20 protein-coding genes are annotated in these 14845 nt (G+C 35.6%); 5 read left to right on the top strand and 15 right to left on the bottom strand.

The window, feature by feature from the left end:
- Window positions 1-735 (bottom strand): DUF4158 domain-containing protein (locus ADJ83_RS00260; protein WP_048716353.1); only part of this gene is annotated, 735 nt, incomplete at its 3' end.
- A 1-nt stretch (window position 736) separates the two neighbouring features.
- A complete protein-coding gene (locus ADJ83_RS00255; RefSeq protein ID WP_031536984.1) occupies window positions 737-1306 on the bottom strand; it encodes a recombinase family protein in 570 nt (189 codons plus the stop codon).
- A gap of 248 nt (window positions 1307-1554) precedes the next feature.
- Between ADJ83_RS00255 and merR1 the strand changes: the two genes are divergently transcribed.
- The 5 genes from merR1 to merA are packed head-to-tail and all read left to right on the top strand — an operon-like array spanning window position 1555 to window position 4547.
- Window positions 1555-1953 carry a mercury resistance transcriptional regulator MerR1 gene (gene merR1 / locus ADJ83_RS00250; protein ID WP_031536985.1) on the top strand — a complete coding sequence of 133 codons (399 nt, stop codon included), beginning with the start codon at window positions 1555-1557 and terminating at the stop codon, window positions 1951-1953.
- A 13-nt stretch (window positions 1954-1966) separates the two neighbouring features.
- The gene (locus ADJ83_RS00245) at window positions 1967-2236 is read left to right on the top strand and encodes a hypothetical protein (protein ID WP_035416349.1); all 270 of its coding nucleotides are present in this window, start codon (window positions 1967-1969) and stop codon (window positions 2234-2236) included.
- Window positions 2233-2535: a mercuric transport protein MerT gene (gene merT / locus ADJ83_RS00240; protein WP_031536987.1), complete on the top strand. Its 303-nt coding sequence runs from the start codon at window positions 2233-2235 to the stop codon at window positions 2533-2535. The genes ADJ83_RS00245 and merT overlap by 4 nt, the downstream gene beginning before the upstream one ends.
- Window positions 2536-2552: 17 nt before the next feature.
- On the top strand, window positions 2553-2891 hold the full coding sequence (gene merP / locus ADJ83_RS00235; RefSeq protein WP_031536988.1) for a mercury resistance system substrate-binding protein MerP: 339 nt from the start codon (window positions 2553-2555) through the stop codon (window positions 2889-2891).
- Window positions 2892-2906: 15 nt separating this feature from the next.
- On the top strand, window positions 2907-4547 hold the full coding sequence (gene merA, locus ADJ83_RS00230) for a mercury(II) reductase (protein WP_031536989.1): 1641 nt from the start codon (window positions 2907-2909) through the stop codon (window positions 4545-4547).
- Window positions 4548-4946: 399 nt separating this feature from the next.
- Here the strand turns inward: merA and ADJ83_RS00225 are convergent, their stop codons facing one another.
- From ADJ83_RS00225 to ADJ83_RS00170, 13 genes are all read right to left on the bottom strand, one after another.
- Entirely contained in the window at window positions 4947-5429 is a 483-nt protein-coding gene (locus ADJ83_RS00225; protein WP_031536990.1) for a hypothetical protein, read from the bottom strand.
- A 74-nt stretch (window positions 5430-5503) separates the two neighbouring features.
- On the bottom strand, window positions 5504-5905 hold the full coding sequence (locus ADJ83_RS00220) for a hypothetical protein (protein WP_031536991.1): 402 nt from the start codon (window positions 5903-5905) through the stop codon (window positions 5504-5506).
- Between the two features lie 273 nt (window positions 5906-6178).
- Window positions 6179-6391 carry a hypothetical protein gene (locus ADJ83_RS00215; protein ID WP_031536992.1) on the bottom strand — a complete coding sequence of 71 codons (213 nt, stop codon included), beginning with the start codon at window positions 6389-6391 and terminating at the stop codon, window positions 6179-6181.
- A gap of 395 nt (window positions 6392-6786) precedes the next feature.
- Window positions 6787-8367: a DNA primase family protein gene (locus tag ADJ83_RS00210; protein ID WP_048716341.1), complete on the bottom strand. Its 1581-nt coding sequence runs from the start codon at window positions 8365-8367 to the stop codon at window positions 6787-6789.
- A 124-nt stretch (window positions 8368-8491) separates the two neighbouring features.
- On the bottom strand, window positions 8492-8776 hold the full coding sequence (locus ADJ83_RS00205; RefSeq protein ID WP_026675551.1) for a hypothetical protein: 285 nt from the start codon (window positions 8774-8776) through the stop codon (window positions 8492-8494).
- Between the two features lie 1041 nt (window positions 8777-9817).
- Window positions 9818-10615: a tyrosine-protein phosphatase gene (locus tag ADJ83_RS00200; RefSeq protein ID WP_031536994.1), complete on the bottom strand. Its 798-nt coding sequence runs from the start codon at window positions 10613-10615 to the stop codon at window positions 9818-9820.
- A gap of 196 nt (window positions 10616-10811) precedes the next feature.
- Complete coding sequence (locus tag ADJ83_RS00195) at window positions 10812-11402, bottom strand: GNAT family N-acetyltransferase (RefSeq protein ID WP_047944577.1); 591 nt, start codon at window positions 11400-11402, stop codon at window positions 10812-10814.
- 68 nt (window positions 11403-11470) lie between these two features.
- Window positions 11471-12490: an alpha/beta fold hydrolase gene (locus ADJ83_RS00190; protein ID WP_031536996.1), complete on the bottom strand. Its 1020-nt coding sequence runs from the start codon at window positions 12488-12490 to the stop codon at window positions 11471-11473.
- A gap of 308 nt (window positions 12491-12798) precedes the next feature.
- Window positions 12799-12966: a type II CAAX prenyl endopeptidase Rce1 family protein gene (locus tag ADJ83_RS26750; RefSeq protein WP_160314233.1), complete on the bottom strand. Its 168-nt coding sequence runs from the start codon at window positions 12964-12966 to the stop codon at window positions 12799-12801.
- A gap of 132 nt (window positions 12967-13098) precedes the next feature.
- The gene (locus ADJ83_RS00185) at window positions 13099-13323 is read right to left on the bottom strand and encodes a hypothetical protein (protein WP_031536997.1); all 225 of its coding nucleotides are present in this window, start codon (window positions 13321-13323) and stop codon (window positions 13099-13101) included.
- Window positions 13320-13892: a hypothetical protein gene (locus tag ADJ83_RS00180; protein WP_031536998.1), complete on the bottom strand. Its 573-nt coding sequence runs from the start codon at window positions 13890-13892 to the stop codon at window positions 13320-13322. The genes ADJ83_RS00185 and ADJ83_RS00180 overlap by 4 nt, the downstream gene beginning before the upstream one ends.
- A gap of 36 nt (window positions 13893-13928) precedes the next feature.
- Window positions 13929-14249 (bottom strand): YrdB family protein, encoded by a 321-nt coding sequence (locus ADJ83_RS00175; RefSeq protein WP_031536999.1) that lies wholly within the window; start codon window positions 14247-14249, stop codon window positions 13929-13931.
- Window positions 14250-14639: 390 nt separating this feature from the next.
- The gene (locus ADJ83_RS00170; protein ID WP_031537000.1) at window positions 14640-14843 is read right to left on the bottom strand and encodes a hypothetical protein; all 204 of its coding nucleotides are present in this window, start codon (window positions 14841-14843) and stop codon (window positions 14640-14642) included.
- Window positions 14844-14845 lie beyond the last annotated feature (2 nt).

Genomic DNA, 14845 nt, shown 5'->3' with positions numbered 1-14845 from the left:
TTCTGAATTTATTTCTAATTTTAAATCTCGAATATATTCTAAGCGCTTTATTACTTTTAAAAAGGCTTCAGGTGAAGAGTGTCCGGGAAGTTCTCTAAGCCATGCTAAGGGGGTTTTTCTATTGTCTACAAATGGATCTATAAGTTTATCTAACTTTTGTTTTTGCCATTTAGATAGAGTACAAGTTAATGATTTAAAAATTCTTTCCTCTGCTCGTTGACGAGTTTCCCAAACAAGTCTTTCTATAGTAGTCATACCAGGGAGAATAATTTTCTGATTCCGTAGTTCTTCTTGTGCTGTACGAAGAAGATACATTGAATTTCCATTTTGAAGGGCATGATTCAACAGAAACTGAGCTACCTTGCGGTAGTTCCCTAGGGAAAAATTTTGATAACCATAAACTTGACGGATTTCTTCCATATGCTCATGTTTAGTTGGCTCTCGTTGGGCATATAAAGAAAATGAATTAGGATTAACATTTATTTGTCCAGCTATGTATTGGATTATGTAATCTGGTATAGGTCCAACATCTGAAAGGGACCATCCTGGGTAGCGTAGAACACATAATTGAACAGCAAAGCCTAAACGATTATGATCTCTTCTGTGTCGTTTAATAATTTCAAGGTCATATTGTGAAAAAGTATAATAAGTTTCTAGTTCACTTTCGCTCATATCAGCTGGAATTCGTACAAATTCCGTTCTTTGATCTTCTGTTAGTAATTCTTTCCCTCTCATGCTACAACTCCTTGCTAGATATCTTTTTCTTTTCTAGATAACGATATAAGGTTGTCGCTCCAATCCCTGTTGCCGTCTTAATTTGAGATAAAGAGTAATCTTTGCTTTCGTACATTTTTATAGCAAGTTCTATTTTCTTTAAATCAACCTTCGGTCTGCCTCCGTTTCTTCCTCTAGCTCTAGCAGCCGTCAATCCATCTTTCGTTCGTTCACTAATAATATCTCGTTCTAATTCTGCTATGCTGGCCAACATTCTAAAAAAGAATCGTCCCATAGCAGTTGTCGTGTCAATCTTGTCTTGTATGGAGACAAAATGAATACCCTTTGATTCAAAATGTTCCATAAGCTCAATTAAATGTTTGGTACTACGACTGATACGGTCTAATTTATAGACAACTACCGTGTCGCCTTTACGCAAAACTTTAAGAAGCTCGTCAAGCTGCGGACGGTTTTTTCTCTTGCCTGACTCCTTTTCTTCAAAAGTCTGGTCCACTCCGTAGTGAGTCAATGCATCGAGTTGTAACGATAATGACTGATCTTGTGTACTGACACGTGCATATCCAAATTTCAACAAGAATTCCCCCTTTTTTAATGTCCTAACTATACCAAAAAGGGGTTTGTAATAGATATATTGGTATTTAGATTTTGGTCATATTTTTGGTTATGCATTTTAAGTAGTTTTTGAGGTTTTAGAGAAGTTCTCTGTTTTTAACCAAAAACGGTCGTTTTCGGCATTGGAATCATTTAATTGAAGGGAGTAATATATATATTGACTATGTACTATGGTACAGGGTTTATACTTTATATGAGGTGAGATAAATGCAATTTCGTATTGGAGAACTGGCTGAAAAGTGCGGCGTTAATAAAGAGACCATTCGATATTATGAACGTTTAGGGTTAATTCCAGAGCCTAATCGTACCGAAAAGGGATACCGAATGTATTCACAACAAACGGTCGATCGATTGAATTTCATAAAGAGGATGCAGGAACTAGGCTTTACGCTAAATGAAATTGATAAGTTGCTAGGAGTCGTTGATCGCGATGAAGCAAAGTGCCGTGATATGTATGATTTCACCGTTCTTAAGATAGAGGACATCCAGCGTAAAATTGAAGATCTCAAAAGAATTGAACAAATGCTGATGGATCTTAAAGAAAGATGTCCCGAAAACAAAGATATTTACGAATGTCCCATTATTGAAACACTGATGAAGAAATAAGAGGTGAAACAGGATGAAAAACACAATAAAAAGTTCAGGTTGGTTTCTTGTCGCACTAATCACATGTCCGTGCCATTTGTTTTTACTGCTTCCGTTGTTTGCGGGAACGGCACTGGGCTCATACTTCACGGAATTTAAAGATGTTATTTTCATCGTGATGGGTCTGTTATTTGTTTTCACCCTTTTCAAAGGATGGAGAAAACTGAACCCAGAAATTAAAAATGAAACAACGAAAGAAACAACAACGCATGATTGTTGCAGTATGAAGAGGTTTAAATCATGAAGGAAAAAGTGTCACAGTTAGCCACTATATTTTCAGCTTTTGGTATGGCTGCATGCTGCTTGGGTCCACTGATTTTTATTCCTCTTGGATTAACTGGATTTGCAGGAGCAATCGCCTTCTACTCATTGAAGTATCGGTTATTGTTCAGCATCGTTACCATCATCCTTCTTGCATACTCCTTTTACATGGTTTACGGGAGAAAAGGCAAAAGGAAGAGTTCTATCATCGGCTTATGGATCACGACGTTTTTCGTTTTCTGCATGTTTCTTTTTTTATTTCTAGTTGAAGGTGGACTATAAAAAATGAGGTGCTTTATATGAGCGTAAAAATAATTAGGATTATGATGCTATTATCCCTTCTGTTAGTGGTTAGTGCGTGTAGCAACGAAAAAGAAGCACAAAATACTATAGATGCTAAGAAGGAAGTAAAAGCTACCATTGAAACAACTAAAACAGGGACATTCACGGTTTTGGGGATGGATTGTTGTCCGCCGTCTGTTGTAGAAAGCGTCCTGGAAGAGATAGATGGCGTTAGCAAAACAGCCATTAAAGTCAGTGGAAGCAAGGGCGAAGTAACGGTTTCCTTTAATGATAAGAAAACGGATTTACAGGCAATTAAGACGGCAGTTTCGGATTTCGGGCTTGGAGTCGAATAAAAGGAGGGAGTTAACATGAAAAAATATCGAGTGAACGTTCAAGGAATGACTTGTACGGGTTGTGAAGAGCATGTAGCTGTTGCTCTTGAAAACATGGGTGCAAGAGGGATTGAAGTAGATTTTCGCCGTGGCGAAGCTGTATTTGAGCTACCAAATGGCTTAGAGGTTGAAACAGCGAAAAAAGCGATTGCTGAAGCGAAATATCAACCAGGCGAAGCAGAAGAAGTACAATCGCAAGAAATGATGCAGTTAGGTGATGAAGGTGATTATGACTACATCATCATCGGTTCTGGTGGGGCTGCCTTTTCATCTGCCATCGAAGCCGTGAAATACGGAGCAAAAGTGGCAATCATTGAACGTGGTACGGTTGGTGGAACATGCGTGAACATCGGCTGTGTTCCTTCAAAGACTTTGCTTCGGGCTGGCGAAATCAATCATCTGGCAAAAAATAATCCATTCATCGGATTGCACACGTCAGCTGGTGACGTTGATTTGGCACCATTGATCAAGCAGAAAAATGAACTGGTGACGGATCTTCGAAACTCAAAATATGTGGATTTGATTGATGACTACGGCTTTGAATTAATCAAAGGCGAAGCGAAATTCGTAGATGAAAAAACCGTTGAAGTCAATAGCATTCAGTTGTCAGCCAAACGATTCTTAATCGCGACAGGTGCTTCACCAGCAGTGCCAAACATTCCTGGACTGGATGAAGTCGATTATTTAACAAGCACAACTCTGCTTGAATTAAAGAAGGTTCCTAAGCGTCTTACGGTCATCGGTTCTGGCTATATCGGGATGGAATTGGGACAACTCTTCCATAATCTAGGCTCAGAAGTCACATTGATGCAAAGAAGCCCGCGTTTGTTAAAGGAATACGATCCTGAGGTTTCAGAAGCAATCACGCAAGCCTTGACAGAACAAGGGGTCAACTTAGTGACGGGAGCATCTTTTGAACGAATCGAACAAGATGGAGACATTAAAAAGGTCCATGTTGAGGTAAATGGCAAGAAGCGAATCATTGAGGCAGATCAATTACTGGTTGCCACAGGAAGAACACCAAACACGGCAACCTTGAATTTACAGGATGCAGGCGTTGAAGTAGGCCCCCGTGGTGAAATCGTAATCGATGAGTATTCAAAAACAACGAATTCACGCATCTATGCAGCAGGAGATGTCACGCTTGGTCCTCAATTTGTATATGTAGCAGCTTATCAAGGTGGAGTTGCGGCAGGAAATGCTATCGGTGGACTGAACAAAAAGCTGAATTTAGAAGTGGTTCCGGGGGTTACATTTACAGCTCCAGCAATTGCAACGGTTGGTTTAACGGAGCAACAGGCGAAAGAGAAAGGATATGAAGTGAAAACATCCGTTTTGCCGTTAGATGCCGTTCCAAGAGCACTGGTTAATCGGGAAACAACAGGTGTGTTTAAACTGGTCGCGGACGCGAAAACGTTAAAAATATTAGGGGCTCATGTGGTTGCAGAAAACGCAGGAGACGTGATTTATGCAGCGACATTAGCTGTCAAATTCGGTTTAACCGTAGAGGATCTTCGCGAAACCCTTGCACCATATTTGACAATGGCAGAAGGACTGAAGCTGGCTGCTCTAACGTTTGACAAAGATGTATCCAAACTATCTTGTTGTGCAGGATAACTATCTTTTAATATCAAGCCGATGATTCCTTAGCGTAGGAAAAATCGGCTTTTTTCATGTCGAAATTTGCTTAGCGTATGTTTTCCGCGTTTTGTTGGTAGGACCCCTACTTTAGTTATTTATTTTTTTCGTCTCGTTCAATTAATTATTTGTTGTTATTTCTTCATTTCCCCCAAAATCGGTCAGTTGATTTTTTTTATCTGCAAAATGATTAAATGTTAAGCGATTTCTTGCACGACCTATTTTTTTCATTTTTTTCCTTATCAATATCGCTCATTTTTACTCTGTAGCATTTTTTTCGGTTGAATTTTTTTTTCACCATTAGCAAAGCAATAAGGGACATATTATAAATAAAAAAGTATGTCTACTTCCAACAATACTGTTAGGAGACATACTTTTTTAAACTTTAAACCACATACGCTTATGACCATTTTCATCAATAAACACTTTATTATATTTCTGTTCTCTTTCTTTTAGCAATTTTTTTATGTCAAGCATTGGCAAACACCAAGTATATACTCCACTAAGACAAACAAAGAATGTCACAATACCATAAGCCAGAATACCTGATAATAAATAAACGATTATGCCAAAGATTAATACAATTATACTAAATATAACAATCGATAATGTATCCCAAAATCTTTCCTTTTTCTCACTAGGATTTTCGGCACTTCCAAAAATAATTACAGAATAAAATATGTGATAAAATATTCCACTGCTTACAAATGCTAATATGAATAAGGAATAATAGAAAACTATATCAATTTTTAATGTGAAATGATTAATAGGATACAACATGACAGAACTAATTCCACCAATTAGCAGCGTCCAGAATATAAGAAATGCCAAATATCTTATTCTCGAATTAATCTCTTTCAATTTTAGGTCACCCCCAATTACTAATTACATACATTATAGCGCGTCTTAAAGATAATATCAGGGCCAACTATAAACTAACCTATCAAAAAATTGAATAAATAATCTCTTTCTTCTTTCGAACACATAAAAACAAAAATATCATTAATAGATCGAATAAAAGTAAACTGATAAAAACCTGTTTTATCGTTTCTAGCAAGTGAAAATGTACAATCTTGTAACAGTAACCTCTTCGCCTCTTTTAAATCATAATTATAGAAACCATTCAAAATGTTTGTATATTCTATATCTGATAGGAGATAAACATTCGGCTCTTCGCCTAGGCTTCTTCGCTCCTCTATAAGTACTCCTTCCAACTCCTCATCCCTATCGTTATATATGTAACCCTTTACTTTCAAACCGTATCTTGCATGAAATAAGTTTAACTCCACTAACTTCTCAACAACTATATTTCTTCTAATTTCTACTTTTTGATTCATCAAAATCCTCCCCTTTCATTTTTAAATTGATTGTTAAAAACTGACCAGACCTTAACGGAATTTTCATATACCTTTCTATTAGACATAACTTATAACAACCCTTGTTTAAAAATAAAAAAACAGCAGGGACTAGTCCCTACTGACATGGATGTAACTTTCGCGCTAACTTGATTAATTTGTATCGAACATCTGGCTCTAGTATATACTCTTCCAAAATCGGACAAAGCAGCAAAATCATTTGGTTAAAATCTTTAAAATCTTGGTTAAAACACATTACATTATACTTTTCAATTTTTGTCTTTCCCTTTTTTTGCCTGCCACTCTGTAATCCTCTTTAAGTACATATATGAAATAGAAGAATGGTTCAGTTTCATCTGGCAATAAAAAGCATTTCTTAAATCTTGCAATGAAGAAATTGTACTGAAAATGGTTAAACGTTATTAGTTCATAATCAGCCTTCTTACGAAGTATATCCTTGTTTTTCAAGAGAATCCCTCCAAGTATCTTTAGTGTAATCTTTCTACTTATACACTTAAACAAACACTTGTTCTTACCTTTATTTTGGAAGGAATCACAAGAAGCATTGAACCACTTTTGGATGTTTTGTTGAACTAGTTTTAAGCCTTGCGATTCTATTAGTATCAATACTTGAGCCGTTTGAACTACTATTTACCTAAATGACCATTTTGAAAAGCATTACAAAACTACAAGAGATTATTTGTATACACCTCACATATACTACTGTTTTAATAATTAAACTGGTTCATTTGGCTCAACCCTTTTCTCGCTTGCAAACACTTGGTTCATTATTGGCTCAAGATTGGTTCAACTTGGGTTCTATTTTTACAAAATTAAAGACGGGTTTAATACCCGTCTGCAATTTAAATTTCATCAAAATCAAGTAGTTTTAAACCCTTCCAAGACTTAGTCCTTCTACTGTTATTCATTTGGCTACGTTTAACCAGATTACCATATATACTTTCAATTTTTTTATTAAACTTTGTTTGACTTCCCGCAATGTGTCCATTTTGTTCACAGAAATTTTGCCATGCTGTAAACAGATTAATACGCGCTGTCTCAGCATCTGGATTAAATTCGCAATGTTCATTCATGAATTTCATTACAGCATTATTCTCTTCTCTGTATCTTTGGACTAGTTCACTAGATTCCCTACTTTCTGTAAACTTAAAATTATTTTCATGTATCAATCTTCTTAGTCCGTCTAGAATCCAAAGCAGGATAGCGTCCTTCTCTTTGTATAATTTTTCCTTCAGGTGAGGGTCTTTTTTTGCAGGTACATGCTTAAAAGGGATAATACTTAACCTGTTGTAAAAAGCATCACTAGTATCTTTACTGTAATTATCCGGTAGACCATTTGTGGAGAAAACAAACTTTGCTTTATTATAAAACTCAAATACTTGTCCATATGGTCTTCGTGCAGATATCCTATCATTCCCGGTAGCCGCTTTTAAATAGCCATTATCTTTAATTCCTTTAGCGGGTAGATCAGCAAATATATTGACAACCTTCCCAAACAATTCTGCTTGTTTGTACTCATTATCAGACAAGTCTTGTAATGGAATGTGTGATTTAGCATTATCGGTTAAGAGATTCTCTAGAGTTGCTGTGATAAAAGTACTTTTCCCTGCATCTCCCGGTCCATCAAATATGAAAATCATCTTTTTGGAATCTGTTAATGGAGTTAAACAATACCCTACCATTTCCTGCAGCAGCATTTGAAGTTCTTTATCCGGTACTGCACTATTAATAAACTTATTGAAGTTTTCTCCATTAGCGTTCGGATCATAGTTTGCTTGTATTTGAATTGTAGAATAGTTATCTATTGAGTGACCTTTAGTAAACTCCCAAGTTTGTAAATCAAATGTTCCATTTAGAAGATTTAACTTAAAGGGATACTTATTTATTTCGTGCGGAAACTTATTAATTCGACTATCTATCTTCCACAATTGAACAACATCATTTATAACCTGGGACTTAGCATATTCAGGTGTTAATAACTCTTTTACTATCCCCTTATCCTCATTCTCATTCGCTGGTCTATACACCCCATTATCAAAAAAATATAACTTTCCCGTTGAATTGATGACAGGAACATTTTTTATGAGGTATTCCGACAAAAAACCTCGATGTATATAACTAAAGCCTTTATCTGATTTCCTTAAAAATGGGCCAACAAGTCGAACTTCATTATCTATGTATTCTACCTTAAATCCTTTCGGTCCAATATATTCATTTCCGTCTTCGTCGTATAAGACACTCTTCCAGATAGGGAGATTTTCTGTGTCTTTTATTGAGACTTGTTTTAAATCCTTTTTTTCATATTCTTCAACTTTTTTATTTAGTTCCTCAGTAGAAACTGTTATTTCTTGATTGTTTTCTCCATCAATATTACTCCAATTTGGTGGTGTAACTTTGTTTTTAAATTCTTTAGATGTAGCCATATTACATCACTCCCCTTTCCTCATTACACAGGGTTTAGGAGTGTATATTGTGTTTTATATGTATGCTTTTTATTGTGTTGTGAAGACCTGTTAGATGGCTTAAAAATACATGCATGTTGGTAGTTTAATCTCTTCTAAGTTCAACTCCTTCAGGAGCCTTAACAATTGTCCAACCTTTAATTAGAAATAAAGGTAATTTATTTGTGGTACCATATCTGCTAACCTTTTCAAATTGATAATAATCCCCCACTTTTTTTCTTAATATGAAATACTCTTGACCATTATATTGATTAGATTTAAAGAAATTAACTAGATACCCTTCCTTATACAAATCAATTTTATTCTTTCCCCATAATTTTTTTGCTTCCACTACTTCTCCGGTTTTAAAATTTGGATAATACTTTGGCAATGCTCTCACCTCCTTTTTACTTTACAACGTTTCTATTAAACAAAGATAGATGCTCACCTGCTAATTCTTCATATAAAAATTTATTTCTTTAATATTTAAATTAACTTTATGGATATATTGATACTAAGGGTATTTTACTGAGGGGGACTATTTGATAGCTATTTTGTACGGAAATAAAGGGAAATTTCGAAGCCTTTTATAATAATTCTGTAGATTCTTGTTTTTCTCAAATACCACACCAACCTGAAGTACTTATGTTAAAACCGAAAGCAAATACAGTCACAGAAAGAGATCATATACATATAGCAAAACTTGTAGATTACTCCCAATTAGAAATTACTAACAATAACCAGATAACTAGAGGCAAAAACATTGAATTTGTTTGGATTATCTGACTTCCATCATGGTTATATGGATGTTGGGGTTATTAGCGACTTTCTGTCTATACTTGAGGAAATTACATAAAAAATTCCAACAAAATTTAGAAATCAATTGTGTAAATGTAAATGTCTGTATCAAAATGTACATTTTTGCTTATATAAGCATGTACACTTTTGACCGTTATACGGCTCTCTATACAAGTGAGTGCATAATTACAACTTGACACGGAGCCTCTGCGGGCATGATTATGCCGCTAAAAAGCCAGCAGTAACAAGGGCTGGCAAGCCAACCAAGGCTATCATACCCGCCACTCCATGTAAAGTTGTAATATACAGGGAAAATCAAAAATGTACATCTTTAAACGAGCGTTTTTGTACATGCTTAATTCAGCATTTGTAGTGTAAAAAAACATAACACCTTTTGTTTATAGAGACAATCTACCCTAAATAACCTTTAAGTACATTTTTTACAGATTTTCACTGCGCAGTATCGTTGTACTGCGCAGTAAGAACAGTTATAAAGACAGATATTACTGAAGCATCTAAAAGTGAATGATGATTTAAGTGAGTTCCCTACTAGGCAAAAAAAAACAGAAGAGTTTGCCGTTTTTTTTACAATCGTTTCAAAATATTTCTTGAATTCATCAGTTATCACTCATTTCTATTCTATACTTTTAAGGACTAGATTCTGCTTCAGTCTATCCAAAATCTCTACCTCTAGTTGGCAAGCCTCCATAAGATAGGTTTCAACGGTTCCATATCGCTCGTTAATATTGGCATATAGTTGCTCGAGCACTTCGGGATGCGCCTTTAATATGAATTCTATACGCTCTGAGGACACTTGGAAAAGTGTCATCCATCTCATAACTTTTATAAATTTATCTAATCGATGTTTGAAGTAATCGTTGGTTAAGAGATATTCTTCCAATACCCTTTGATATGGAACCCCAACTAAGGACTGAATGATTGATGCAATAATCCCTGTTCGATCCTTTCCAGCTGAACAATGGATGAGCACCGGCCAATTTTTATCATCAGAGATTAAGGTAAATACCTTTTTTATTTGTGGAGTTTGATAGAATGCAATACTATGATAATACTCCCTAGTAAAGTTTTTAAAATCGTCTGCTCCTGTCTTTCGAAACAAAAAGCTAAGAAACTTTCGGAAATTAGCATCTTGAGTCTCTATGGGAAGTAGAGGAATGTTCACAGAATTAATCTCTTCTGCAGTCAGTAATAAGGGCATATTCTTGTTGTATTCTTTTTCTGATCGAAGGTCTAAGATTGTTTTAATCTTATATTTCTTCATTCTTTCCAGATCACATGGAGTCATGTTAGATAATTTACCAGAGCGATAGAGTACACCTTGTCTTAAGGTAGATCCTTGCTCTGTTTTTACCCCTCCGATGTCACGAAAATTATATATTTTTTCAAAGTGTATTAATTGGTTGTTACTCATAATTCTCTCCCGCTTATCATTACTTATTTATGGTGTTCTTCAATATAGTTTTTCAGAGTTAACTAATCCATCCTGCCCTTCTAAATTTAAAGAAAAATTTTAATTCAAATACTATATCCTTCCCTATTCTTCAGGTGTAATGTGTCTAACATGTAAATAGAATATCCTTGATTGATGGTATTTAAGTGGACGGTGCTTATATCCGATCATTAGCTCTAATTCTTTTGTACATCTGAAAATCCCACTCGGTTTTTAAAAGAGAATAACAATATTGATCTGCATACTCCCCATTAATCAAGGAGTAGCCACGTAAAACCCCTTCCTGATAAAAACCAAACTTACGTAAAATTTCTTTTGACGGTGTTGCATCTATGTTGGTAAATGCCTCGATGCGATGCAAATTCATTTCATGAAAGCCAAAACCGATGACATGAGTTAATATTTCAGTCATGTATCCTTTTCGCCAATATTGCTTTCCTAAATCATAAGCAACCTCACCCCTAGACCCGCGTTGGACCTCCCAACCATTGAATCCGCACGTTCCTATAAGAGTATTCGTATCTTTTTTAATAATCCCCCACCTAAGTGCTTGATTTAAATCAAATAGTTTGTTCATAAATGAAATTACACCTTCTGCTTCCTCTACACTTGTTAAAGGGCGAATCCCCATATCTTTTGTAACATCTTTATCCGATAGTACCTCTAGGACACCTGGAGCATCAGCTAATGACATTTGTCGAAGTAAAAAACGATCCGTGTTAATAATCGGAAACTCTTTAAATTCCATTCTCTTCTCTCTCCTCCTCACCTTTTGTAGTGGTTTGCTTCTCTAATAAATAGTTAGAACCTTTTAAATTAAAGCAGGTATTGGATTAACCTCTGCTCATTTTCCCTTGCATCATCCAAATGAAAGGCATGGGAAGATTTATCCGACCATAATAACCTTTTTCCTTCTGGAGCATCTAGATTCTCATAGTATCTTTTAATTAGTTCAGGCATAACATGCTTTTCTTTACTTCCATGAATAAACATGACAGGTATTTGTAATGAGGGAACCTCTGTAAAGAAGTCGAAGGTATTAATATCGTTGAGCAATTCTTCCGTATACGAGAGTTTAAAGCCGCGTATAAGGGAATTGTATACGTCGATAAGAGAGTAATCCGGTGACTGCAACATAATTTTAAGTCCCGAAAAAAATGTCGCTGACTTTTTATCACCTGCATCATGGAACATCGAATTGTATTTAAATTGCCATTTACGAATTGCAGCCCACTGTTTAAATCCATCTAAATAAGGTGGCTCCCCAACGGCAAGCAAATCCTTTATCGCTTTTTGATGATTCTTCACCTTCGATATTTCCATCAGCCACTTGTAACTTAACTTGTCATTTTCAACCCAGTTCGTAATTTGTGAGAACCCGGTATATGAATAATATTTTTCTGGATAAGATGCGGCAAGCGACAGTCCAATCACACTCCCCCACGAATGTGCCATGAGGTGGATTTTTTCTTGACTAAACCGGTTCCTTAAATAATCGGTAACCTCACACCCATCTTGAATAAATTGCTTTAAGTTCATCGTATTTTTTTGAATTTGCTTTGCATACGATTTACCTGTACCACGCTGATCCCAGAAAACAACTGTAAAATGCTTGACTAATTCCTTTGTCGTCATTACTAAAGCATAATCACGTCCCCTATTGGAGACACCAGGCACCGGCATGCTTGGGCCTCCATGAATAAAGAGTAAAACAGGTGCACCAGGATTATCCGCTTGTATTAAGATGCTTTGTTTTATCCCCCCTATTGTAATGCTCTCTACACTGCTTATACCTTGTGCTGTAATTACAAAATCCTTGCTATGGAATATTTTCATAAAGCCACCTCATATTTTATTTTCAGCTATGTAAAGAACAATGTTGACTATAATAGTGTTAATTGAAGCGCAAGATAAACGACATCAGCGATGAGTGCTTCTTCACTACTAATCCTTTCGAATAGCATATCTTTTTCAGTAGCTAATGAGAACGCCCAGCGTTATCGGCCGTATCAAGTAGCTGATGAAATGGAAATTAACGTTACCAATAAATGAGCCTAATTTTAATGAAAGAAAAATAAGTTTCACTTGCAGTGGGTAAGCTCAATAGAGGTTGCATCTAGCTAAAACATATGAATGAACAGTCTCTACATCCCCGTAAATTTATTTAAAAACACTGGAACACAAAGGTTTAAAATGTGAGCAACAATCACCCAACGTAAACTTTTTGTCTTATAAAAATATGTACCCCATGCTAAACCCATTAGAAATACGGCAGTCCAGGTGACAGGACTCCGATTTGCAATGGAAAACACTCCCCACGTCAGAAGCCCTCCTCCAGAGGCGGATTAATAAGAAAAGTAAGTATCCAAAGTGAGATGATTAATCCTGAATCTAATGTATGCCATCCAAATATGAATGCAGGCAGGAAGGAGTGACGGAAAAGGCTAAAATAATCCAGCCTTTATGCCCTTTGGCTTTTGCAACCAACTTGTAAAAGTAGTTCTTTTATGACGATAGATTATAAATGCCATCGTACTCCAATAAATAATAGCTAGCGGTACCCATGCCCATTCATTGATTAACCGCACAGCAATGGTTGCTGTCAAAAATCCTAAACCAACAACTAATATTGGAGAAAAAATCATTAAGCTTCGATTTTTATCGTTCACATAGAATTCCTCCTAAAAAGAAAGAGTCCTCCCCATATAAACCCGAGTCCAGTAATAATTGCCCCGGTTGTGGAGATGAGCGGTTCTAAATTTCCTGCTACCGTCCCTAGTGCAAAAACAATCGTTCCAAGAATAAGTAATAGTCCAACTGCAGATGGAAATAGTTTCGCTCTCACCATTGAAATACCAACGAAGATCATCCCCAATACAAAAAGCAGTGGACCAAACGAGTAAATAAAGTGATTTGTACTAACTGCAAATATTTCATCAATCTTAACATTTGAAACGCCAGCCATCTCGACAAACACAATGGCCGTTACGATAATCGTGCCAATTACACCTAAAACCATACCTATTGATCCGAAAATACCATTTTTATCTCTTTGTGATTCATGAAATCCAAAAAACGCAAAAACGATGAGAAGATGAGCAATAAATACAATGGCTTTTCCTATTACTATACCTTCCCCATTTGAAAACAGTAGATTAATAGAGTGAGCTGTAGCAAGAGAGAAACCTGCAATGATAGACATAACTCCACCTAGTTTGATTCGAAACGCATTCTCCATTCACCTATCCCCTTTATTTGTTGATGACTACATGGCTTATTGTTTCCATACATACATTAGGATTTTGTTAACTATGACTAATGCCCCAAAGACAAATGCTAATGTCGGTTTACCTACAGCTAATAGTGCCAAAATCGCACACCCGAAAATAGTTACTTCAAGTAAAATACGATATCCCCCTGTTAAGGGTATTTGTGCTGCTGGGGAACCAAATAGCCCCCATATCATCATGATCAATAAGGGTGCACCAATACCTAGTAGTATTTTAAAAACTATTCCTTTACCAACAACAAAGCCCCAATAGCTAACTGCTACAATAGTACATACTTCCAAAATAAACAGTAATACGAGATTCATAAACAAGTTAATTACACCCCATTAAAAGGAAGGTGTCTAAAAACAAAGGATTTGAACATTTAGACAACCTCCATTAGTATCTGAATTACCAAATTTGTGTTTTTAATAGTAATTTCTTCCTTTATATTCTAATGAACGAGTATTGTCAATCATCAAATTATTATAGACTAAGAGGAATTTTGTTTACCTTCCATTGATGCTCCTAGTCTTCTTCAATACAGTTGTCGTAAGCCACATGATTAGAAAATAGGAATAGTGGGATGCATAACTCTCGATCTTACCTATCACGCTTAGGCCACCAAACTCTTACAAATAAAACCAATTGTTTTAATAGAAAACAAAAACTTCCAATAATATTTAAGTTCTTTATTGAAAAATGATTACAAACTACTAGCTGGTTTTCTTAATAGAAAATTTTATTCTTTTTTTACCTTTTACAAATTGAATAAACCAATATAGAGCCACCCAAGGTAAAATATATTTTGTTGACCATTCCATTATATTTATAATAATTCCTAAAGAATAATAACCTACTAAATATAAAACAATAAAAATTACTACTAACCCTAATGAACCATATAATAAATACTTCATTT

Source organism: Bacillus sp. 522_BSPC, from assembly GCF_001076885.1.
Taxonomy (GTDB): Bacteria; Bacillota; Bacilli; order Bacillales; family Cytobacillaceae; genus Niallia; species Niallia hominis.
This window is presented reverse-complemented; position numbering and strand designations above follow the sequence as displayed.

Bases quoted from the DNA above. Each gene is read 5' to 3' on its own strand.
- merR1 (WP_031536985.1), top strand. From the start codon at position 1,555: ATGCAATTTCGTATTGGAGAACTGGCTGAAAAGTGCGGCGTTAATAAA.
- ADJ83_RS00245 (WP_035416349.1), top strand. From the start codon at position 1,967: ATGAAAAACACAATAAAAAGTTCAGGTTGGTTTCTTGTCGCACTAATC.
- merT (WP_031536987.1), top strand. From the start codon at position 2,233: ATGAAGGAAAAAGTGTCACAGTTAGCCACTATATTTTCAGCTTTTGGT.
- merP (WP_031536988.1), top strand. From the start codon at position 2,553: ATGAGCGTAAAAATAATTAGGATTATGATGCTATTATCCCTTCTGTTA.
- merA (WP_031536989.1), top strand. From the start codon at position 2,907: ATGAAAAAATATCGAGTGAACGTTCAAGGAATGACTTGTACGGGTTGT.
- ADJ83_RS00220 (WP_031536991.1), bottom strand. From the start codon at position 5,905: ATGAATCAAAAAGTAGAAATTAGAAGAAATATAGTTGTTGAGAAGTTA.
- ADJ83_RS00210 (WP_048716341.1), bottom strand. From the start codon at position 8,367: ATGGCTACATCTAAAGAATTTAAAAACAAAGTTACACCACCAAATTGG.
- ADJ83_RS00200 (WP_031536994.1), bottom strand. From the start codon at position 10,615: ATGAGTAACAACCAATTAATACACTTTGAAAAAATATATAATTTTCGT.
- ADJ83_RS00195 (WP_047944577.1), bottom strand. From the start codon at position 11,402: ATGGAATTTAAAGAGTTTCCGATTATTAACACGGATCGTTTTTTACTT.
- ADJ83_RS00190 (WP_031536996.1), bottom strand. From the start codon at position 12,490: ATGAAAATATTCCATAGCAAGGATTTTGTAATTACAGCACAAGGTATA.
- ADJ83_RS00180 (WP_031536998.1), bottom strand. From the start codon at position 13,892: ATGGAGAATGCGTTTCGAATCAAACTAGGTGGAGTTATGTCTATCATT.
- ADJ83_RS00175 (WP_031536999.1), bottom strand. From the start codon at position 14,249: ATGAATCTCGTATTACTGTTTATTTTGGAAGTATGTACTATTGTAGCA.
- ADJ83_RS00170 (WP_031537000.1), bottom strand. From the start codon at position 14,843: ATGAAGTATTTATTATATGGTTCATTAGGGTTAGTAGTAATTTTTATT.